18 protein-coding genes and 3 pseudogenes are annotated in these 21,646 nt (G+C 36.9%); 13 read left to right on the top strand and 8 right to left on the bottom strand.

Translation table 11 applies throughout. From position 1 onward, the window contains the following. The 7 genes and pseudogenes from istB to BUA11_RS09875 form a co-directional block, all read left to right on the top strand. Positions 1 to 387 (top strand): annotated as a pseudogene (gene istB / locus BUA11_RS09905) (IS21-like element ISCbe3 family helper ATPase IstB); the annotation flags it as partial. A 71-nt stretch (positions 388 to 458) separates the two neighbouring features. After that, on the top strand, positions 459 to 1,634 hold the full coding sequence (locus BUA11_RS09900) for a DUF5696 domain-containing protein (protein ID WP_245789723.1): 1,176 nt from the start codon (positions 459 to 461) through the stop codon (positions 1,632 to 1,634). Next, complete coding sequence (locus BUA11_RS09895; protein ID WP_245789721.1) at positions 1,627 to 2,406, top strand: carbohydrate ABC transporter permease; 780 nt, start codon at positions 1,627 to 1,629, stop codon at positions 2,404 to 2,406. The genes BUA11_RS09900 and BUA11_RS09895 overlap by 8 nt, the downstream gene beginning before the upstream one ends. 71 nt (positions 2,407 to 2,477) lie before the next feature. Then, positions 2,478 to 3,398: a carbohydrate ABC transporter permease gene (locus tag BUA11_RS09890; protein ID WP_011994741.1), complete on the top strand. Its 921-nt coding sequence runs from the start codon at positions 2,478 to 2,480 to the stop codon at positions 3,396 to 3,398. A 33-nt stretch (positions 3,399 to 3,431) separates the two neighbouring features. Continuing rightward, entirely contained in the window at positions 3,432 to 5,576 is a 2,145-nt protein-coding gene (locus tag BUA11_RS09885; RefSeq protein WP_004103212.1) for a beta-glucosidase, read from the top strand. Between the two features lie 20 nt (positions 5,577 to 5,596). Continuing rightward, complete coding sequence (locus BUA11_RS09880) at positions 5,597 to 6,463, top strand: glycoside hydrolase family 16 protein (RefSeq protein WP_072761075.1); 867 nt, start codon at positions 5,597 to 5,599, stop codon at positions 6,461 to 6,463. A gap of 49 nt (positions 6,464 to 6,512) precedes the next feature. Next, positions 6,513 to 7,526, top strand: coding sequence for a LacI family DNA-binding transcriptional regulator (locus tag BUA11_RS09875; protein WP_004103207.1), 1,014 nt, complete (start codon positions 6,513 to 6,515; stop codon positions 7,524 to 7,526). Positions 7,527 to 7,599: 73 nt separating this feature from the next. Here the strand turns inward: BUA11_RS09875 and BUA11_RS09870 are convergent, their stop codons facing one another. The 8 genes and pseudogenes from BUA11_RS09870 to rho all read right to left on the bottom strand — a co-directional run. Next, positions 7,600 to 8,406, bottom strand: coding sequence for an ABC transporter permease (locus tag BUA11_RS09870; RefSeq protein ID WP_004103205.1), 807 nt, complete (start codon positions 8,404 to 8,406; stop codon positions 7,600 to 7,602). Further along, positions 8,400 to 9,173 carry an ABC transporter permease gene (locus tag BUA11_RS09865; protein ID WP_011994745.1) on the bottom strand — a complete coding sequence of 258 codons (774 nt, stop codon included), beginning with the start codon at positions 9,171 to 9,173 and terminating at the stop codon, positions 8,400 to 8,402. Before BUA11_RS09865 ends, BUA11_RS09870 begins: the two co-directional genes overlap by 7 nt. 11 nt (positions 9,174 to 9,184) lie before the next feature. Then, entirely contained in the window at positions 9,185 to 9,922 is a 738-nt protein-coding gene (locus BUA11_RS09860; RefSeq protein ID WP_004103201.1) for an ABC transporter ATP-binding protein, read from the bottom strand. After that, positions 9,919 to 11,166, bottom strand: coding sequence for a radical SAM/SPASM domain-containing protein (locus BUA11_RS09855; RefSeq protein ID WP_011994746.1), 1,248 nt, complete (start codon positions 11,164 to 11,166; stop codon positions 9,919 to 9,921). The genes BUA11_RS09860 and BUA11_RS09855 overlap by 4 nt, the downstream gene beginning before the upstream one ends. A gap of 405 nt (positions 11,167 to 11,571) precedes the next feature. Further along, positions 11,572 to 11,844 carry a hypothetical protein gene (locus BUA11_RS09850; protein WP_004103200.1) on the bottom strand — a complete coding sequence of 91 codons (273 nt, stop codon included), beginning with the start codon at positions 11,842 to 11,844 and terminating at the stop codon, positions 11,572 to 11,574. 13 nt (positions 11,845 to 11,857) lie between these two features. Further along, on the bottom strand, positions 11,858 to 13,261 hold the full coding sequence (gene gltA, locus BUA11_RS09845; RefSeq protein ID WP_004103199.1) for an NADPH-dependent glutamate synthase: 1,404 nt from the start codon (positions 13,259 to 13,261) through the stop codon (positions 11,858 to 11,860). Next, complete coding sequence (locus tag BUA11_RS09840) at positions 13,252 to 14,115, bottom strand: sulfide/dihydroorotate dehydrogenase-like FAD/NAD-binding protein (protein WP_004103198.1); 864 nt, start codon at positions 14,113 to 14,115, stop codon at positions 13,252 to 13,254. Before BUA11_RS09840 ends, gltA begins: the two co-directional genes overlap by 10 nt. 46 nt (positions 14,116 to 14,161) lie before the next feature. Further along, positions 14,162 to 14,968 (bottom strand): annotated as a pseudogene (gene rho / locus BUA11_RS09835) (transcription termination factor Rho); the annotation flags it as partial. Between the two features lie 15 nt (positions 14,969 to 14,983). Between rho and BUA11_RS09830 the strand changes: the two are divergent. The 6 genes and pseudogenes from BUA11_RS09830 to BUA11_RS09805 form a co-directional block, all read left to right on the top strand. Continuing rightward, on the top strand, positions 14,984 to 15,955 hold the full coding sequence (locus BUA11_RS09830) for a recombinase family protein (protein WP_236938446.1): 972 nt from the start codon (positions 14,984 to 14,986) through the stop codon (positions 15,953 to 15,955). Continuing rightward, positions 15,952 to 16,377, top strand: a complete 426-nt coding sequence (locus tag BUA11_RS09825) for a recombinase family protein (protein ID WP_011994747.1) — start codon at positions 15,952 to 15,954, stop codon at positions 16,375 to 16,377. The genes BUA11_RS09830 and BUA11_RS09825 overlap by 4 nt, the downstream gene beginning before the upstream one ends. Before the next feature lies 1 nt (position 16,378). Continuing rightward, positions 16,379 to 17,950 (top strand): recombinase family protein, encoded by a 1,572-nt coding sequence (locus BUA11_RS09820; RefSeq protein ID WP_011994748.1) that lies wholly within the window; start codon positions 16,379 to 16,381, stop codon positions 17,948 to 17,950. A 316-nt stretch (positions 17,951 to 18,266) separates the two neighbouring features. Continuing rightward, a complete protein-coding gene (locus BUA11_RS09815) occupies positions 18,267 to 18,641 on the top strand; it encodes an ArsR/SmtB family transcription factor (RefSeq protein WP_072761073.1) in 375 nt (124 codons plus the stop codon). Positions 18,642 to 18,654: 13 nt separating this feature from the next. Beyond that, a complete protein-coding gene (locus BUA11_RS09810) occupies positions 18,655 to 21,252 on the top strand; it encodes a heavy metal translocating P-type ATPase (protein ID WP_072761071.1) in 2,598 nt (865 codons plus the stop codon). Positions 21,253 to 21,420: 168 nt separating this feature from the next. Next, positions 21,421 to 21,646: pseudogene (locus tag BUA11_RS09805) on the top strand (IS110 family transposase); the annotation flags it as partial.

Genomic DNA, 21,646 nt, shown 5'->3' with positions numbered 1-21,646 from the left:
CGAAGGTATTCAACATATTTTATACATTTTCAAGAGTTAATAGCTCAGCTAAAAAAAGCACTGTTAGAGAACAGATTAGAATACAGGCTTAAACATTTTTCAAAATATAAAGTTTTAATAATAGATGAGATAGGTTATTTGCCAATAGACAATGATGGAGCAAATTTATTTTTCCAGCTGATATCGAGCAGATATGAGAAGAGCAGTACAATAATAACAACTAATGTTGTATTCTCTGAATGGGGAGAGATATTTGGTGGAGCGACGATAGCAAATGCAATTTTGGATAGGCTACTCCATCATTCTTACGTGATTTTCATAAAAGGTCCTTCATACAGATTGCAGTCAAAAACAGCATATTTTAGCAACACAAACCAGCAAAACTAAGTTTATTTTTTGTACATTTTTATTTTCGATTTTTTGTTCATTTTGATATTGACATTTACAAAAACATCTTGGTGAAAAAGATCGTCGGTAGCAACGTGCCTGTTGCAATCTCTCTAATCGCTTCCGATATTGAAAAGAGAGTAATCGGTTATCGTACTATGCCGATAACAACGTTCAAACAGATTGAAAAGATAGTTAGCGAATTGAAAAATTCAGGGATAGGTAATTTGAAAGTGATAATCAATGGATGGCAAAAAGGTGGAATCCACGGGAACAAGATAAGTAAGCTTTCTTTTGAGGATAGCCTGGGTGATATAGACGATTTGATAAACTTTGTGAAGAATGGAAAGAAAAATGGTTACGATGTATACTTATTAGACAATGTGACAAAAGTTACCGAAAAGCAGATCAATTTGAAAAAAGAAGTCGGGATAAACTTGTCTCAGTCGGTTATATACGAAGATAGGGATAATAGGGAACTCTGGATTTACAGAAGTTATTATACAAACATCGTACTTGCAAGCCAGTACGTTTCTGAGAAACTCACAAAGCTGAGCGAAAAGGGAATTTCAAATTTTGCACTTAACGAATATGGTTCGAAGTTGTACGGTGATTTGAAATACGGACATGAATTTTTTAGAAGTGATGCGTTGAAACTTGTTGAAAGAACACTTGAAAACATTTCGAAAAAGACAGATAGCCTATATCTTTCAAATCCTAACGATTACACATGGAAGTACGTTGATGGTATCTTAGATATTCCAATGAATTGCAGCCAATACCTCTTTGAAACAGACACTGTACCGTTTTTACAGATCGTTTTGAGTGGTAGTATAGATTACTTCGCACCTTACGTAAATAATAGTTTCTTTTCACGAATAGATATACTCAAGATGATAGAATACGGCGCATTGCCATCTTTCTTATTAACATGGGTTGATAACTATTTGATAAAGAAGACTCCACTTTGGGATTATCCATCAACAAAATACGAAGACTGGAAAGTAAAAATTACCGAAATTTACAAGGAAGTTAGTGATGCTTTGAAAAATGTTCGCGGATCAAAGATAATTGACAGGTTTGTAGTTGAACCGGGAATCATCGTCGTAAGTTACAATAATGGAAAATCGATCGTTGTTAATTACACATCAAAGACTTACATTCTAAACGATCAGAAAATTAAACCACAATCGTGGATAGTAACTAATTCAAATTCTATAAACGTTGGAGTTGGTCAAAATGAGTAAGAAAAGACGTATGAGAAAAGCTTTGGCTGGATATTTGTATATCTCACCATGGATAATAGGTTTCCTAATATTCACAGCCTATCCATTTTTCTATTCGCTGTATCTGAGCTTTTTCAACGTAAATTTCACAGTTGAAGGTATAAAGGCAACTTTTGTTGGTTTGAAACATTATATCTATGCATTCAAGACAGATCCATCGTTTCCAATAAATTTTTGGAATACGTTATTAAGTATTGTATTGTCAACACCGTTGATTCTCGTATTTTCACTCGTTGTAGCGATATTGTTGAATAACAAATTGAAAGCAAGGGCATTTTTCAGGCTTGTGTATTTCTTACCTGTAGTCATAATAAGTGGACCTGTTATATCTGAACTTGTGGCAAACAACGCAGCACAAATTGTCGATCCGAGAAAATATTTTATATACAACTTCTTTACACTCCTTCCCAATACGATAAGTTATCCGTTTATTTATATGTTCAACAACTTGGTGCTTATTTTGTGGTTCTCTGGTGTGCAGATACTATTTTTCTTGGCAGGTCTTCAAAAAATTAGTGGAAGCATCTATGAAGCAGCGAAGATAGACGGAGCAAATAGTTGGGTGATCTTTTGGAAGATAACATTACCATTGATAAAACCATTTGTACTGATAAATGCGATTTACACGATAGTTGATCTAGCTTCTTTCGCAAATAATCCTGTGAACACGAGTATAACTCAGAGGATGTTTGATATAGACAAGCCTTATTCATACTCATCAGCGTTGTCTTAAATTTACTTCATCGCTGTGATGGTTATAATAGGAGTTGCTTTTTTGCTTTTAAAAGAAGGGAGGAAGAATAAGTGAGCAAAGTAAAGAATTTCAGAACCAGTTTTTATTATAAATATTTGAAGGCTCCATCAACGAAGTTCATTATATATTTTATTCTGATAGGTGTTGGATACGCTTACCTTTATCCATTGCTTTACATGATAACAACCTCATTTATGAGCGTTGAGGATCTTGTGAATCCAACTGTTAATTGGATTCCAACGAAAATTACGTTTGACAACTTTGCAAGAGCTTGGAAAGTATTGGAAGCCACAAAATCTTTGTTGAACAGTGCTTACATGTCAACTATTCCGGCGCTTTTTCAAACTTTCATCACAGCTCTGATAGCTTACGGATTATCACGTTTTGAATTCCCATTGAAAAGGTTTTGGATCGTACTTATGCTTGCGACGTTTTTGATACCGTCACAAGTAACACTTGTTACAAAGTACATGCTGTTCAGCAGACTGAACCTTACCGGTACACCATTTGTTAGTTTCCTTCCATCGCTAACAGGTCAAGGTATAAGGAGTGCTATCTTCATACTTTTGTACTATAACTTCTTCAACATGTTACCAAAGACATTTGATGAAGCAGCTGAACTTGATGGTGCAAATTCTTTTCAGATATTTTTTAAAATCGTCTTCCCACTTTCCATACCAGCTATGGTAACAACGTTCATATTTTCGCTGGTATGGTATTGGAATGAAACGTTACTAACAGGACTTTTGTTGGGAAATAACATAAGAACAATACCGATAGCTTTAAGAGACTTTGTGTCTAAATATTCCATTATGTTCCCATCAGCGGATGGCAGTGCGGCAAATAGGATAAACGAAGGGATAAGGATGTCGGCAACGTTGATCACTATCCTTCCGTTGTTGATTACTTATCTGATTTTGCAAAGACAGTTTGTTGAAAGTCTTGAAAGAACTGGAATCACTGGGGAATAAAATATTTCAACTTTTTGAAAGGGGATGAGTACTATGGATATGTTAGATATTGAAAAGGTCATTAGTCAGATGACCCTTGAAGAAAAGATACACTTTGTTGTTGGTGTTGGTGTACTTGGAATTGAAGACAATCCAAAAGCACGTGTCAGTGGTGCTGCAGGTGAGACTTTTGAAATTCCAAGACTTGGAATTCCAAGAACCGTTTACGCAGATGGGCCAGCAGGTTTGAGAATAGATCCAGAAAGGGAAAGTGATGAAAGAAAATACCATGCAACAGCGTTTCCAGTTGAAACGATGCTTGCTTCAACGTGGAATAAGAACATTTTGAAAAAAGTGGGAGAGGCGATGGGCGAAGAGGTGAGAGAGTACGGAGTTGATGTGTTACTGGCTCCGGCTATAAATATACACAGAAACCCACTGTGCGGTAGGAATTTCGAGTACTATTCAGAAGACCCATTATTGACCGGTGAACTGGCAGCAAGTTTTGTTGAAGGTGTACAATCACAAGGTGTTGGTGCTTGTTTGAAGCATTTCGTTGTCAATGAACAAGAGACCAATAGAATGACTGTAGATACAATCGTTTCTGAAAGAGCATTAAGGGAAATTTATCTTAAGCCATTTGAAATCGCAATTAAGAAATCTAAGCCATGGACAGTGATGAGTTCTTACAACAAATTGAACGGTTATTACACCTCTCAGAACAGTTGGCTTTTAACGAAAGTTTTGAGATACGAATGGCAATTCGATGGTTTTGTTATGACAGATTGGTTTGCCGGTGATGATGGAGCTAAACAGATGGCTGCAGGTAATGATTTAATCATGCCAGGAAAGAGCCACCAGGTTTTGAAACACAGAAGAAATGAGATAGATGATATAAGAAAGGCTATTGAGAATGGAGAGCTAACAGAAGAGGTACTCAACGAGAGAATTCGAAATATACTAAGAGTACTTGTGAAGATGCCTTCTTTCAAAGGATACAATTATTCCAATAATCCGGATCTTGAGAAGAACGCAAAGGTATCTTACGAAGCAGGTTGCGAAGGTGTCGTATTACTCAAGAACAACGAAGTATTACCGATATCGAAAGATACAACAATTGCACTCTTTGGCACTGGTCAAATCGAAACTATAAGAGGTGGAACGGGAAGTGGTGAAACACATCCGATGTACACTATCAATTTCCTCGATGGAGTTGTTGAAAGAGGTCTTAATTTCGATAAAGAACTTGCGCAATTTTATAGAGCAAAAATAGAAGAGTTGCGAAACGGCGAGTACAGAATAACACGTGGACAGTGGAACGAAGAAATCAAACCGAAATTGCCAGAAAATCTCTTTATTGTTTCTCAATTGGAAGATATAGCCAAGCGAAACGATGTTGCAATAATCTTCATAACGAGGATATCAGGTGAAGGATACGATAGAAGAGCAGAAAAAGGAGATTACTACTTAACCGACGATGAATACGAATTGATTAAAAACGTATCTGAGACATTCCATAAATATGGTAAAAAATCACTTGTTGTACTCAACATCGGTTCTCCTATAGAAGTTGAGAGTTGGAAAGAGTTAACTGACGGAATATTACTGGTTTGGCAACCTGGTCAAGAAGCTGGGAGAATATTTGCCGATGTAATTTCAGGAAAGGTTAATCCATCAGGTAAATTAGCAACAACATTCCCGAAGGATTACAAGGATGTACCGTCAAGGTCGTTCCCTGGAGAGCCAAAGGAAAATCCTACAAGCGTTACATACGACGAAGGAATATACGTTGGATACAGATATTACGATACATTTAGAGTCGAGCCAAGTTTCGAATTTGGTTTCGGACTTTCGTACACCAAGTTTGAATACAGTAATTTGAACCTGTACAAAGATGGTTCTTCGATAGTTGTTTGTTTCGATGTCAAAAACGTTGGAAACGTCCCAGGAAAAGAGATAACACAACTTTACGTTCGAGCACCAAGGGTGAAAATAGATAAACCGTACCAAGAGCTCAAGGGCTTTTTTAAAACAGACACGCTAGCTCCGGGAGAAATGCAAAAGGTGAAGATAACAGTGCAAATCAGTGACCTTGCTTCTTTCGATGGTGAAAAATGGGTTGTTGAAGAAGGTATTTATGAGTTTAGAGTTGGTGCATCATCGAGAGACATACGTTTGAAGGGTACTTTGAATTTGTAAATCCTGAAGGGAGAGAGAGTATGAAAGTTAAATATTTCTCAAATATTTTGAAAATTGCTTCGATTATCGTTTTGTATCTTTTTTCATCATGCAATATATCGGAGGCGCTCGGCGTGAATGTGATGAATATAAGTGATCCAAAATGGAAATTGGTCTGGTCGGATGAGTTTGATGGTAAGGAGCTTGATAAAAACAAATGGAGATTTGATATAGGAAATAACAACGGATGGGGAAACAACGAACTTCAGTATTACACAGAAGGAAAAAACGTTAAGATAGAAAACGGGATGTTGATAATCGAAGCACGAAGGGAAGATGTCAAAGATGGTAATCGTACTTACAATTACACATCTTCGAGAATAAAAACTGAAGGGTTATTTTCAGTCCAGCATGGTAAAGTGGAAGCGAGGATAAAATTCCCGTATGGAAAAGGACTGTGGCCCGCATTTTGGATGCTTGGTACAAACATCAGATACGTCGGTTGGCCTATGTGCGGTGAGATAGATATCGTTGAATTCTTGGGTCATGATAAATGGACGGTGTACGGTACAATCCACGGACCTGGTTACAACGGTGGTAAAGCCATATCGAAAAGTTTTAAAGCTGATGCCACGAAAGACAAATCCTTCGTTGATGAATTCTATGTTTATGGTATCATGTGGAATGAAGACGAGGTTGTGTGGTACGTTAACGATAAAATCTATCACCGTGTTTCGAGAGAATCTTTAGAGAAACAAGAGAAACTCTGGGTCTTTGATCAACCGTTTTTCATCATACTCAACCTTGCAGTTGGTGGTAACTGGCCCGGATATCCAACGTTCGAAACACCATTCCCAGCAAGGATGTACGTAGATTATGTCCGTGTATACAAGCTTGAAAATGAGTGAGAAGCTCTCTGGAAAATCAAGTTAAAATGAGTCAAAAGAGGTGGGAGTTGTGGCAAATATCCGTGAAGTGGCTAAACTTGCCAACGTTTCGATAGCCACCGTCTCACGAGTACTCAACGGAAGTGATAAGGTATCTCCTGAAACAAGAAAAAAGGTACTCAGTGCTATGAAAAAGTTAGATTACAAACCTTCGTTCTCTTTTAAAGATAGTACAACTAAATTGATGCATACAATTGGTGTGCTCATGCCTGATATCCGTGGTTACCATTACAGCGATATAGTTATGGCTATAGAAGAGTACGCTTATTCTAAGAATTTCGACATCATGCTTGCTCTTCCAAAATGGGAAATCGATATAGAAAAGCATGTACTTGACCAATATTTCCGCAGGAAAGTCGACGGTATTATACTGGGTGAATTATTCGCAGGTCAAAAGATGATAGAAAGATTCAAAAAAAGTGGTGTACCTATCGTCGTTATAGACTTTCGAGTTGATGAGATCGATTTCGATGTGGTCAACGTGGATAACGTAACCGGTGGTTATCTGGCTATGAAATATCTTTACGACCACGGACACAGAGATATATTGTTTATCCCTGGTCCTGAGTTATCTCCAGCAGCGCAAGACAGGGAAAAAGGTATTCGCAAGTTCCTCGATAAAATATCAAAGAAAGATGAAGTAAAGGTGTACCTTGGTGAACACCGTGGGTACAACTCCGAGCATGGATGGGTTAGTGTAACACAACATCTAAACAAATACGGATTGAACTTCACCGCAATATTTGCCGTAAACGATTGGGCGGCTCTTGGCGCAATAGATGCACTGAAAGATTACGGTATAAAGGTACCTGACGAAGTATCGATAATAGGTTTCGACGATGCACCGTTTGCACAATACACAAACCCGAGATTAACAACTGTGATGCAACCACGCTGGGAGATGGGCACAACCGCAGCACAACTTTTGATAGAACGTATCCTTGACAAACATCTCAGATTACCAAGAAACGTTATATTACCCACAAAAATAATCGAACGAGAATCTGTGAAAAAGATAATGTGATCATATGAAAACAAAACCATCCCCGGAAAGATTGTTTGATAGTCTCTGGGGATGGTTTATTTTTGCAAACATTTTAAAACCCATGTACTCCTTTTTGGCGTGCTTTGTGTTGGAGTATAACGTAACTCAAGTAACCAGCGATAATATAGAGAAAAGATATCACTGTGAAAATCATAAACTCACTTTTCAAATCAAAAATCGTTTTTGTACCCATCAGAAAATGTCTTGATAAATCTAAGCCCCACGTAAAAGGAAAGACGTACGAAACGTAACGTAAGAACTTCGGTAATACGGTCACTGGAAAGAACATCCCACCTATCAAAGGTGCAGCGTTTCCTACCAAGCTTACCAGTTCATCGGCGTCCTTTAAAAGTAACGTTAACCCAAAGAAAAGGAAGACAAATCCGAACGATGCAATAATGGAAATAACAAATGAACATATAAAAAGTAACAAGTTTAGTGGTTTTATTGTCAATAAATTGCTCAAAAGTGCAAGTATTAATATAGGTACAGATTCTATGGTTACTCTTGAAATGCCGAACACACTCCAAGATAGAATGTACTCAAGTCCGCTCACTGGTGTTAAGAAAATTTCTTCAAATTGTCCTATTCTCATGTAACGTCTCAATGTGAAGATTACTCCCCACAGAATTTCAACGTAATTCCAGTAGGCAGCACCAAGCGCAAGGTAACCGAAGATATTCGTTGTATTCGATGTCCCATAGAAAAACTTTACGATATTCGATTTACTACCAAGATAGTACAAGAATAATAACGGAATTATTGTGAGCAATGGCACGAAGAACGAACCGTAAAAATCTATCTTGTACCTTTTAGCCGAAAGAAATTGTGCTTTAATCAAGTACAAACCTCTTACCATTCTTCCCATTCTCCTTTTTGCCTTATCAAGTGTTCTGCTTTTTTCAACATCGCAACACCGACAACAAGATACACTACACTAATGATACTCACTGTAAGTAAATTAAAGAAAAACTTCGTAACATCGTTGGAGTTTAAGATTACCCTTCCAGCTTCGATTAAATACGTTAATGGCAGTAAGTAACTTGCTATACGAATATAGAACGGGAAATTGCTAACAGGATTTACCATACCAGATAGAAGACCTATTCCGTACTGAATCGAATAATTTAAAGTTCCGATGCGTTTGTACAGAAGATTCAAACCAGCAAAAAATATCGAAAAGAAAGTAATATAAAGCCCACTCACAAGTAACAATAAAAAGAAATAGAACGATAAATAAATATCTATGCCAAGCAACCAAAAAAACAAGAGTGTGAAAAGTGTTATGTACAAATTCATAATGAATGTATCAATTGCTTTTGAAAATAAAAATGCAACTGTGGAAATCGGTGATAAAACAATTGTTACAAGTGTTCCTTCCATACGTTCTTCCGAAAAGCCATCACCAACACCGAAAAAGTATTGATTCAACCAATACCAAAGGAGTGTACCAATAAGTATGTTGTTTACTATATCTTGCTGAGTTGTTATCTTTGCACTGAAAACGTACGGTGCAATCATAAAAAATGGAGTGAGCGCCATATTTATCCAGACAAATTTGTACTTCCTACGCACTTTCAAGTCTTTCATCGCTAAGATAAACACACTTTTTAAAGTATCCAGCACGTTCTTCACCTTCATTCGTTTTCAGCATATTCGGAAGATTGCAAAAAGAGTTCAGAAAGCTGGTTGTAAACATCTTTACTTGCGAAAATATCACCGTACCTTGAAATAAGCTCAATTTTTCCATTTTTCAGAAGTACTATCTTTGCATCCTCACTCAAATTGTGCAGTATGTGACTTACCATAACGACAGTCACACCATCTTTGCTCGACTTTTCTAAAAAAGAATTAACCTGAATGACGGCGTTAACATCGAGACCATTCAAAATCTCATCTATGAAGAGAATCTTTGGTTGATGAATTAAAGCTTTACAAAGTAACAATTTCTTACGCATTCCAGTTGAATAATCTTCAACGAGCTTATCTTTGTCATCGTATAAACCAAAAAAGTTAAGTAACTCTTCGGCACGTTCTATTCGCTTCTTTTTTGGAACATTGTAAATTCCACCGAATATGTCAAGGTTTTCCCAAGCCGTTAGCTTCCAATATAAACTTCTTTCGTTAGCAAGCACAACACCGATATACCTTGCGAGTTTTTTCCAGTGCTTTTTTACGTCAAAACCTAAGATGTTCACTTCACCTTCATCTGGTAAAAGTAAACCTACCATGATTCGCAAAAGCGTACTCTTACCAGCGCCGTTTGGACCTACCAATACGGTGAATTCACCTTCTGAAATGTTCAAACTTACATTTTCAAGCACTCTTTGGTCTCCAAAGGATTTACTAACACCTTTCAATAAAACAAGACTCAAGGAACGATCACCCTTTCTTGATTTAATACATATAATTCAATTAAATCTGAACTATACAATGTTTCTAAAAATTCTTTCCAACAATCTTTCGGAGTTTGCTTTAAAAATGAGTTGTATTTACAGCCACCATCACAAATTGGAAGAAAAGTACAACTCATACAAGTTTTATCATGAGAAATGGATTCTAAGAAATTAGCATATTTTTTAATGAATATCTCTTCGTTAGACATTATCTCTTCGTAATTTGCGATTTTGAAATTACTTACTCCAATTCCAGAAATACAATTGTATACATCACCATTCGGAGCTAAGACAAGGTCGGATTCTTTTTTGTATGTGCAAGGCCAAACATTTAGAAAATCGATGATCCTAAAGCCAAAATTAATCACAGATTTGACTGCTTCAACGTATTTTTCGGCGTACTCTTTTTGACAAATATTGATTCCTTTTAATGATAATCCACCATTTTCTGGATTCGTTAATAAACCAATATTAAAAATAACCCTTTCTGATAATACTTTCACTCCGAATATCTCAACGAGCTCGTCTAGCATCTTCTTGTAATAAAAATTAGAGTTTGTCTCATCTAAAACGGTATGAATCACCACAGTTGAATTTGAATAACAAAATATTTTACTCATGTTATCCATTATTCTGTCCCAACTACTTGCCCCATCTTTTCGTGGACGTCTTGCATTATGGAGCTCTCTTGGACCATCTAATGTCAACTGAATAACTCCAAATTTTCTGTGGTTTAATATTGAAAACAAATCATCAAAAACAAAATTTCCATTTGATATTATATTAAACTGTTTAAACTTTTCTTCAGATTCAATTTGTTCAAGAACCTGCTGCAAATAATCAATTTTTAGCGAAGGTTCCCCGCCAAAAAATGTAATAATAAATGATTTTGGATTGAAGATACTGAGAAGTTTTCTGTAAAGTTCCACTTTCTTCACAGTTTCAATTTCCAGTTGGGTTTTGTCTATTTTTGGTCCATTTTGCATGCAATATACACAACTTAAATTACAATCATAGGTAATTGCATCTGTTATTGACAAAGTATCGTTTGAATATTTTATCTTATTATTAATATAATTCATTAATGCAATTCTTTCATCTGAATCATAACTTTCGAATTTTGTGTTCAATGAGTTCTTATTTACTATCTTAATTTCACGCATTAAAAGATCATAATATATTATCTTATCATATTTATCAATTTTTACAACAAATCTACTCATTTCGGTTCCTCCCTATTTCGAATTTCAGTTATTTATTCTGAAATTCAAGTCTTCTAATTCGATCCAATAAAATATTAGACCCGGGTCTAGTAACATTAAACCATTAGGTTATTTTTTACTAATCTCAATGCTCGCACATCTTTGACTTCTATTTATACAACCACCAAGTGGAACATTACCATTGATTAATCTTTTCAAAATATTCATCTGTTATACCTCCTTGTAAGAATCAATAATTTTTAACACGATTTACTCTGCGCAGAGTTATTTTAATTATATCAAAAAAAAAAAAAAAAAGTCAATACTGTAACACCATATTCGTTGAATAGAAATAAAATCACCTATAAGATATAAAAAATCCCCCGACGAAGTTAAATGTGTTTCCGGGGGATGTTCATTTCTCAATTACTTTTGCCTTTGAAATTTTTCCGCACTGATGGTGACGATGTATTTGTTGCCATCAACTTCAACTTGGTAATTTATCGAAAAAGTATCAGGTAGGTTTTTCAAAACCGTGTCATCGATCGTTTCCCAAAAGATATTTTCCGCTTTTAATTGGGCTTTCTCTTGCCTTAGTGCTTCTTCAAGCATGTTTCTTTGCATGGGGATAGTTGATAAGACTATTGCAACGAGTATTAGAAGAACAATTATCGCAGATAGTATTTCGATGTAAATCACATCATCTTCACCTTCATCTGTTTTCTGATAGGAATTTCATTATACCTTGCGCAGCTTTTTTACCAGCTCCCATGGCTAAGATAACTGTTGCTGAACCTGTTACAATATCTCCTCCAGCGAAGACTTTCGGATTACTTGTCTGACCGTATTCGTCTGTTATTATGTAACCGTATTTGTTTGTCTTTAAATCTGGAAATTGACTGAGCAGAAATTTATTCGCTTCAGTACCTATCGCTTCGATAACTGTATCCATTTCCAAGATAAAGTTACTGTTTGGAATCTCAACAGGTCGTCTTCTACCACTTTCATCAGGCGCGCCAAGTTCCATCCTGATACATTCGATAGCTACCAAATTACCATTTTCATCACCGATGTACTTGACAGGTGTTGCGAGTGTGTAAAATTTAACACCCTCTTCTTTCGCATGTTCGATTTCCGCTTTTCTCGCTGGCATTTCTGCTTCTGTTCGACGGTATATTATAGTGACGTCTGCACCAAGTCTTAGAGCACTTCTTGCTGCATCCATTGCGGTGTTTCCACCACCGATTACAGCCACTTTTTTGCCGATTCGTATAGGTGTATCGTACTCCGGGAATTTGTACGCTCTCATAAGGTTTATCCTTGTTAAAAATTCGTTGGCAGAATACACACCGTTCAACTCACTTCCGGGTATGCCCATAAATTTAGGTGTGCCAGCACCGACACCGATGAAAACGGCATCGTAAGATTCGAGGATTTCCTTAACGGATATAGCGTATCCAACTGGTATATTCTTGAAAAATCGCACATCGAGTTTTTCAAGTGCGGCAATTTCTTTTTTGACTATCGATTTTGGTAATCTGAATTCTGGTATACCGTACGTCAATACACCGCCGAATTCGTGCAGGGCTTCGTATATATCCACGGTGAAACCATATCTACCAAGTTCAGATGCAACCGTCAATCCGGCTGGTCCAGAGCCGATTATAGCCACTTTCTTATCTTTTGCTTTGCTTATGTTGAATTGAAATTTAGTATTTTCATTTTCGTATTCGATGTTGTTTTCATCCGCCCAATCTGCGACGAATCGTTCAAGTGCACCTATGTTGATTGATCTTCCAATTTTATTTAAAATGCATAACCCCTCGCATTGTACCTCTTGTGGACATACACGTCCACATATTGCTGGCAGATAATTGTAAGATTTTAAAATCTTATACGAACCTTCGAAATTACCCTTAGCTATCTCTTTAATAAAGCCCGGTATATCGATACCGACCGGACAACCGGATATACACGTTGGTATTTTACATTGTAAGCATCGTGAGGCTTCCTGTTGCGCCAATTCTGGTGTGTAACCGAGCGATACTTCCAAAAAGTTAGTTTTTCTTATTTCAGCAGGTTGTTCTGGCACGTGGACTCTGTCTTTCACAGCCATGTAGGTTCACCAACTTCTTTCAGATATCTTTCAAGAGCCAATTTTTCTTGTTCTTTGTATTGGTTTAGCCTTTTGATGAAGCTATCCCAATCAACGTATCTACCATCGAATTCTGGTCCATCAACGCATACGTACTGTATCTTTTCGGAATTATCAGTTTTTATCACCGTTCGGCAACCACCACACATACCAGTACCATCTATCATGATAGAATTCAACGAAACCCAAATGGGAATGTTGTATTTTGTGGCAATTTCACTTGAAAGTTTCATCATGATAGCTGGTCCTATCGACCAAATTACGTTGTAATTTTCTTTTTCAAGCTCGATTTTCATGGCATCTATCACGTTACCTTTGTATCCGAAACTTCCATCGTCTGTTGTTGGTAAAAGTTTATCGGCAAATGTGAATTCATCTCTTAATATCAAATCTTGGATTGTTCTTGCTCCAATTATAACTGTTATGTTGTTGCCTGCACTTTTTAGCGCTTTTGCAATTGGTAATATAGCGGCTATTCCAACTCCACCACCGATTATTAGTACGTTTCCATGATACTTAATTTCACTTGGCTTACCGAGTGGTCCAACTACATCGTAAAGTATATCGCCTTCGTTGAGCGAGCACAGTTCGTATGTGGATTTCCCAACCGCTTTGACAACGATTCTGAACGCTTCACCATTGGACTCGGCTATCGTTAGAGGTATGCGTTCGCCTTTTTCACTTATCCTCACTATAACAAACTGACCAGGTTTAGCTTGTCTACCAATGAGATCATTTTTAATCCAGACATCATGAACTCCGTAGGCTAATTTACGCTTACGCAATATCACGTTGTTAAGCTCTTCTTGGTTCATTGATAATTCCTCCTATACTTAGGTGAGCAAAGAAAAAAATGTATTGTTATACTGTTTTCTGGGCGTCTATTAAAGCTAAGAACTCTTCGTTCGATTTCGTTTCTTTCAATTTTGAAAGTATGAGTTTGAGACCTTCTTCTTCAGACATAGAGCTCAACATACGCCTAAGGATCCACACTTTCTTCAATTCGTTTTGCCCAATCAATAATTCTTCTTTTCTTGTACCCGAAAGTGCAAGATTGATGGCTGGGAAAATCCTTTTGTTAGCAAGCTGTCTTGAAAGCACAAGTTCCATATTACCTGTACCTTTGAATTCTTCAAATATCACTTCATCCATCTTCGATCCAGTCTCTATGAGTGCGGTTGCGATGATGGTTAAACTTCCACCTTCTCTTGTGTTTCTTGCAGCACCGAAGAAATGTTTGGGTTTGTAAAGTGCAGCCGGATCAACACCACCAGTCAACAGTTTACCACTTGGTGGAACGGTTATGTTATAAACCCTTCCAAGTCGTGTAAGACTATCAAGGAGCACAACAACGTGATTTCCATATTCAACAAGTCTTTTGCACATTTCAAGCGTAAGTTCAGCAATTTTTATCTGCTTATCGGAAGGCATATCAAACGGGGCTGCTATAACCTTTGCATCTACCGATTCTTTGATATCTGTAACTTCTTCAGGTCGTTCATCGATGAGTAATACGATTCTAATTGTATCAGGATGGTTAGTTGCAATTCCGTTGGCAATTTCTTTGAGTATCGTGGTCTTACCGGTCTTCGGTGGAGCGACGATCATTCCCCTTTGTCCTTTACCTATCGGTGTGAACAAGTCAATCAACCTTTGGTGGTAAACCCTGAGCAGGCAGAAATCGTGAAGTATATTTTCGCAGAAGTATTATCGGGCAAAGGTACACAGAAAGTTGCAGATGATCTTAATCAAATGGGTATACCTACTAAAAGAGGTGCTCGTTGGACTGCTACTACAATTCGAGGGATATTAAAAAATGAGAAATATACTGGGGATGCTATACTGCAAAAAACTTATACAGATTCCCGATTTAATAAGCGCACCAATTATGGTGAGAAAAATAAATATTTAATAGAAAATCACCATGAGGCAATTATCAGCCATGAAGTATTTGAAGCAGTAGAAGCTGCCTTAAATCAAAGGGCAAAAGAAAAGGGCATAGAAAAGCGTAACAATAAATACCAAAACCGGTATTCTTTCTCTGGAAAAATTATTTGCTCGGAATGTGGTAGTACCTTTAAAAGGCGAATTCATTCATCTGGTGCAAGAAAATACGTAGCCTGGTGTTGTAGCAAACACTTAAAGCAGATAACAGAATGTTCCATGCAGTTTATTCGAGATGAGGATATAAAGAAGGCATTTGTTACGATGATGAATAAGCTGATTTTCGGCAGAAAACTTATTCTACAACCACTATTAGAGGCTTTACGTGGAATGAACAAGTCTGATAACCTTTCAAGAATTCAGGAATTAGAGAAGCAAATTGAAAAAAACGCGGAACAGAGAGAACTGCTTGTAAAGCTTATGGCGAAGGGATATCTAGAACCTGCCCTTTTTAATCGAGAAAACAATGAACTGCAAATGGAAGCAAACAACTATATGGAGCAAAAAGAAGCATTAATTCATGCCTTAAATGGAGAATTATCAAAGGTGCAGGAAGTCAGTAACTTAATAAAATTTACAAATAAGGCTGAAATGTTAAGTGACTTTAACGACCAACTTTTTAATGATTATGTTGAAAAAATAATTGTCTTCTCAAGAGTAGAGATAGGTTTCATTTTAAAATGCGGAATCACACTAAGGGAAAGGATGTGAGAAAAGTGGCACATACGCCTTACGGCTATAGGATAGAGAATGGTAGAGCAGTTATCGATGAAGAAAAAGCTGAAAAGGTTAGGAGTTTGTATAGGGGATACTTATCAGGCCTTTCTTTATCGGTCGCAGCAAAGACTGCTGGAATAGATGCTTATCATGGAACTGCTGGAAGGATGCTAAGAAACGAACGTTATCTTGGTGATGATTATTACCCTGCCATCATTGATAAAGAGACCTACGAAAAAGCAGAAGCAGAGAGGGTAAAGAGAGCGAAAAAGCTAGGTAGAATCTTTGAACCCAAGAAAGAAGACAAACCTACTATTTCTAAGAAGTTTACCATAGGACAAGTAATTCAGAAGTATACAAATCCTTTTACACAAGCGGAGTATGTTTATAGCTTAATAGAAAGTGAGGGACAGTAAGATGGCAGTTAGTAAAAATGTAATGATTATACCTGCAATAAAACGCATGGGCAACAATCGAAAAGAAGATGAAACACCAAAACTTCGGGTTGCTGCTTATTGTCGAGTTTCTACCGACAGCGATGAACAAGCTAGTAGTTACGAAGTGCAGATTGAACATTATACTGAATTTATTAAGAAAAATTCAGAGTGGGAATTTGCAGGGATCTTTGCTGATGATGGTATCAGCGGTACAAATACAAAAAATCGTGATGAATTTAATCGAATGATTGATGAGTGTATGGCTGGGAAAATTGATATGGTTATTACCAAATCAATAAGCCGATTTGCTAGAAATACCTTGGACTGTCTACAATACATCAGAAAACTTAAAGATAAAAATGTTGCGGTATATTTTGAGAAAGAAAATATCAATACACTGGATGCCAAAGGTGAAATTATGCTTACCATTATGGCATCCTTAGCGCAACAAGAGAGCCAGTCACTAAGCCAGAATGTAAAGCTTGGTTACCAATACCGATACCAACAGGGAGAGGTAATGGTCAATTGTTCTAGGTTTTTAGGATATACCAAAGATGAAAATAAGCGATTAGTAATTGTGCCGGAGGAAGCTGAAATTGTTAAAAGGATTTACCGAGAGTATCTTGAAGGCTCCAGTATGGATAAAATCAAAAAAGGACTTGAAACTGATGGCATACTTACGGGAGCGGGGAAAAAAAGGTGGCATACCAGTACTATAAGGAAAATATTAAGCAATGAAAAATACATTGGTGATGCATTGCTCCAAAAAACTTATACGGTAGATTTTCTTACAAAAAAGAGGGTTGTGAATAACGGAATCGTACCTCAGTATTATGTAGAGAATAACCATGAAGCCATTATCCCGCGTGAAATTTTCATGCAGGTACAAGAAGAGTTAGTTCGTAGAAGTAGAGGACATATAAGTACTAGTGGAAAGAAAAGAAACTTTAGTTCAAATCATGTATTTTCGCAAATTATCTTCTGTGGTGAGTGTGGCGAAATATACCGTAGAGTTCATTGGAATAATCGAGGTAAAAAATCGATTGTTTGGAGATGCGTCAGTAGACTTGAGAATACAGGGTTAACTTGTCATTCCCGAACCGTGCTGGAGGATATGATAGGTATTGCTACGGTAGAGGCAATTAATAAACTAATAGGGCAAAAGGATGGCTTTTTAACTATCTTAAAGGAAAATATAGAAACAGTGATAAGTGAAACGGGCAATAATGTTGTTTCCGAGATAGATAAAAAGCTAGAGGAATTACAAAAAGACCTTTTGAGACTGGCCAATTCCAAAGAGGATTATAACGATATAGCCGATGAGATTTACAGGCTCAGAGAGGAAAGACATAAGGCTTTAGCAGAAGAAGCTGGCAAAAAAGGCTCCAAGCAAAGACTAGAAGATATGGAAAAGTTCCTAAATGAACAATCCACCCTCCTTGAGGAGTATGATGAGCAACTAGTAAGGAGACTTATAGAGAAAATAACGGTTTATGATGACAAACTAACTATTGAATTTAAATCTGGTGTAGAAATTGATATAGAAAAATAAAACGAATTTGACCGCCGATTGAGGAGAAATACTTCTTGATGGGCGGTTCTTTTCTATTTATACTTGGGGATAATCTAATAAGTGAACTCGTTTCAGCAAGCTGAAACATCGGGGAATCAGATGGAGAGTCTACTCCACCTGATTAAAACCCACCTACGCTGCGCTTAGAGGTGGCGGTCTTGACCGTAAAGCTAAAAGATAAACACACTTGAACAATTACTCATATGTTTTTATTGACAAACGGAGAATTGAGGTTTATAATATATATGAAAGCTTATTCAAGTGTTCAATTGAATGATAAGGAGGTGATATAAATATGGCAAAAAAAATTCAACCAATTGAAAGATGCGACTGTGATGTAATACATGAGGAAATTGTAAATAAAGTGCGAGAAAAAATGCCTCAAGAAGAAACTCTATATGATCTAGCAAAACTATTTAAAGTTTTTGGAGATTCAACAAGAATTAAGATACTCTGGGCATTAGATGAATCAGAGATGTGCGTTTGCGATATTGCATTCTTATTAAATATGACCCAATCAGCAATTTCACATCAGCTAAGAGTCTTAAAGCAGGCTGGACTAGTAAAGAGCAGAAGAGAAGGAAAGATTGTATTCTACTCTCTTGAAGATGAACATGTAAAGCAAATATTTGACCAGGGATTAATTCATATTTCAGAAGAAAGTAAGTAAAGGAGGGTCAGTAATGTTAAAGAAGGAAGTAATTTTAGAAGGTTTAGATTGCGCAAATTGTGCAGCTAAAATTGAAGATGAGGTTAATAAATTAAATGGAGTCAAAGCCTATATGAACTTCATGAACAAGACATTGACTTTAGAAATTGAATCAGAGCAAGAGTATAAGAATATATTACAGCAAGTTAAAACCATAGTGCACAAGCACGAACCGGATGTGGTAGTGAAAGAAAAATCCGTTAACAAGAGCAATAAAAAAGTATTAATACTTGAAGGACTTGACTGTGCGAATTGTGCTGCAAAGATTGAAGCTCAAACACAAAGCCTTGAAGGAGTAAATAGTGCGACCGTTGATTTTGTATCTAAGAAGCTGACAATTGAAGCGGTCGATAAAAAGGAATTTGGTAAAATTCTTGGAGAAGTAACATCCATTGTAAATAAACTTGAGCCGGATGTTAAAATAGTTGATGCAGAGAAGAAAAAGGTGAACAAAAGCATAGTAATGCTTGAAGGACTTGGCTGCGCGAATTGTGCAGCTAAAATGGAAAAAGAAATAAGCGGTCTAGAAGGAGTTGAATTTGCTGCAGTAGATTTTGTTTCGAAGAAACTAACACTGGAAATAAGTCCGAAAGTCAACCGCTCTGAGTTAAATGAGAAGATTGAAGGCATAGTAAAGAAAATAGAGCCAGATGTAAAGGTCATTTTTGAGGAGAATACATCTAAGGCCAACGTAAAAGAAAATAATGAAGAGGAAGAAGAAGGTGTCAACAAAAAAGAAATCATAAGACTTGTGGTCGGTGGAGCAATATTTGCCGTGGGAATCATCTTTAATTTCCAAAATTGGCTTGAGCTTACCTTGTTTATTATTAGTTATATCATAGTTGGTGGAGAGGTTGTCTTAAGAGCAATAAAAGGTATTGCCCGCGGTCAGGTATTCAGTGAGCATTTTTTGATGAGTATTGCTACCATTGGTGCTTTCTTCATTGGAGAGTATCCAGAAGGTGTAGCAGTTATGCTGTTCTATCTGGTAGGTGAATTGTTTCAGAATATAGCTGTAGGTCACTCCAGAAAATCAATAAGTGCTTTGATGGATATTCGTCCTGACTATGCAAATCTTAAAGTTGGCGATGAGATCAGGAAAGTATCTCCTGAAGAGGTAAACATAGGTGACATCATTATTGTTAAGCCAGGAGAAAAAGTTCCCCTCGATGGCAAGGTTATAGAAGGAAACTCAATGGTTGACACTGCAGCGTTAACAGGGGAATCTGTTCCTCGTGAAGTCGGGCCAGGAGACGATGTATTGAGCGGATTCATTAATAAAAATGGCGTTTTGACAATAGAGGTAACAAAGGATTATGGTGATTCAACTGTATCTAAAATTTTGGATCTGGTTCAGAATGCCAGCAGTAGGAAGGCTCCTACAGAAAAATTTATAACAAAATTTGCGCGTTTCTATACTCCGATTGTAGTCTTTGGAGCATTAGCCTTAGCAATCATACCTCCATTGGTGATCCCCGGTGCAACTTTCTCTACATGGATATATCGAGCCTTAGTGTTCTTAGTTATATCTTGTCCATGTGCGTTAGTAATTTCAATACCATTGGGCTTCTTCGGAGGGATTGGTGGAGCATCGAAGAGAGGTATATTAGTAAAAGGCAGTAACTATCTTGACGCGTTGAACAATGTGGAAACAGTTGTTTTCGATAAGACGGGAACGCTAACCAAGGGTGTATTTGAAGTTGTGAGTATCAACCCTCAAAGTGATTTTACAAAGGAGGAATTGATTGAATATGCAGCATATGCTGAAAGTCACTCAAGTCATCCAATTGCACTATCCATTCTGAAAGCCTATAACAAAGATGTCGATATCACTAAAATTGAAGACTATGAGGAAATTGCAGGTCATGGGATTCGGGCTAAAGTTGGTGGTAAAGAGATTCTTGTCGGAAATAGCAAACTGATGAATAAAGAAAACATTAAATATCAGGAAGTTGAGACTCTAGGTACAGTAGTACATGTTGCAGTAGACAAGAAGTATGCAGGAAATATTGTAATCTCTGACGCAGTGAAGGAAGATTCAGCTGATGCGATTAAAGGATTGAAGGCATTAGGTGTTAGAAATATTGTTATGCTTACTGGTGATTCGAAGGCAGTTGGGGAAAAAATAGCAACCCAACTTGGAATTGACGAGGTGTATACTGAATTGTTACCGACCGACAAGGTAGAAAAAATTGAGGCTCTGGATGCTAAGAAATCTCATAAGGGGAAAATTGTATTTGTTGGAGATGGTATCAATGATGCACCAGTACTTGCGAGAGCTGATATTGGCGTGGCAATGGGCGGCTTGGGGTCTGATGCTGCAATTGAAGCAGCTGATATAGTTATCATGACAGATGAACCATCAAAAATTGTCACTGCAATTAAAGTAGCAAAAAGGACTAGGAAAATTGTGATGCAAAACATTGTGTTTGCATTAGGGGTTAAAGCCATATTCCTTGCACTTGGTGCGGTGGGAGTTGCAACTATGTGGGAAGCTGTATTCGCTGACACGGGTGTGGCAATAATCGCAATATTAAATGCAATGAGGGTAATGAATACAAAAAGTATATAGGACTACATGATTTATTAACCCCTTGATTTATTTCCTCAAAGATAAAATCAAGGGGTATCTGTATTTAAATTTATAAGCATTCCTGTAAGGAAAAATAGATTTTGAAAAAAGTATCGCCTCCTGATAATATATAATTACCCCATCACACTAAAATCAGGAGGCGATACCATGGAACAAAAGTATGTTAATCCAAAAGTTTCAAGAATTTCTCAAGACACTCTAATTGTCGGTATTGATGTTGCTAAAAGAAATCATTGGGTTAGGATGACTGATTATCGTGGAATTGATTTGATTAGCCCTTTCAAGATTAATAATACCATAGATGGTATTAAAATGTTAGAGGAAAAAATAAGAATTATTAAGCAAAAGGAAGGGTTAAACAACGTAATCTTAG

This window comes from Fervidobacterium gondwanense DSM 13020, assembly GCF_900143265.1.
Taxonomy (GTDB): Bacteria; Thermotogota; Thermotogae; order Thermotogales; family Fervidobacteriaceae; genus Fervidobacterium; species Fervidobacterium gondwanense.
Note: the sequence above shows the minus strand (reverse complement) of the source record. Positions and strands in the feature narration are given on the sequence as shown.

What these genes read in the sequence shown, in the direction of transcription:
- BUA11_RS09895 (WP_245789721.1), top strand. Translation starts at nt 1,627, where the DNA reads ATGAGTAAGAAAAGACGTATGAGAAAAGCTTTGGCTGGATATTTGTAT.
- BUA11_RS09885 (WP_004103212.1), top strand. Translation starts at nt 3,432, where the DNA reads ATGGATATGTTAGATATTGAAAAGGTCATTAGTCAGATGACCCTTGAA.
- BUA11_RS09880 (WP_072761075.1), top strand. Translation starts at nt 5,597, where the DNA reads ATGAAAGTTAAATATTTCTCAAATATTTTGAAAATTGCTTCGATTATC.
- BUA11_RS09870 (WP_004103205.1), bottom strand. Translation starts at nt 8,406, where the DNA reads ATGGTAAGAGGTTTGTACTTGATTAAAGCACAATTTCTTTCGGCTAAA.
- BUA11_RS09855 (WP_011994746.1), bottom strand. Translation starts at nt 11,166, where the DNA reads ATGAGTAGATTTGTTGTAAAAATTGATAAATATGATAAGATAATATAT.
- gltA (WP_004103199.1), bottom strand. Translation starts at nt 13,261, where the DNA reads ATGGCTGTGAAAGACAGAGTCCACGTGCCAGAACAACCTGCTGAAATA.
- BUA11_RS09840 (WP_004103198.1), bottom strand. Translation starts at nt 14,115, where the DNA reads ATGAACCAAGAAGAGCTTAACAACGTGATATTGCGTAAGCGTAAATTA.
- BUA11_RS09820 (WP_011994748.1), top strand. Translation starts at nt 16,379, where the DNA reads ATGGCAGTTAGTAAAAATGTAATGATTATACCTGCAATAAAACGCATG.
- BUA11_RS09815 (WP_072761073.1), top strand. Translation starts at nt 18,267, where the DNA reads ATGGCAAAAAAAATTCAACCAATTGAAAGATGCGACTGTGATGTAATA.
- BUA11_RS09810 (WP_072761071.1), top strand. Translation starts at nt 18,655, where the DNA reads ATGTTAAAGAAGGAAGTAATTTTAGAAGGTTTAGATTGCGCAAATTGT.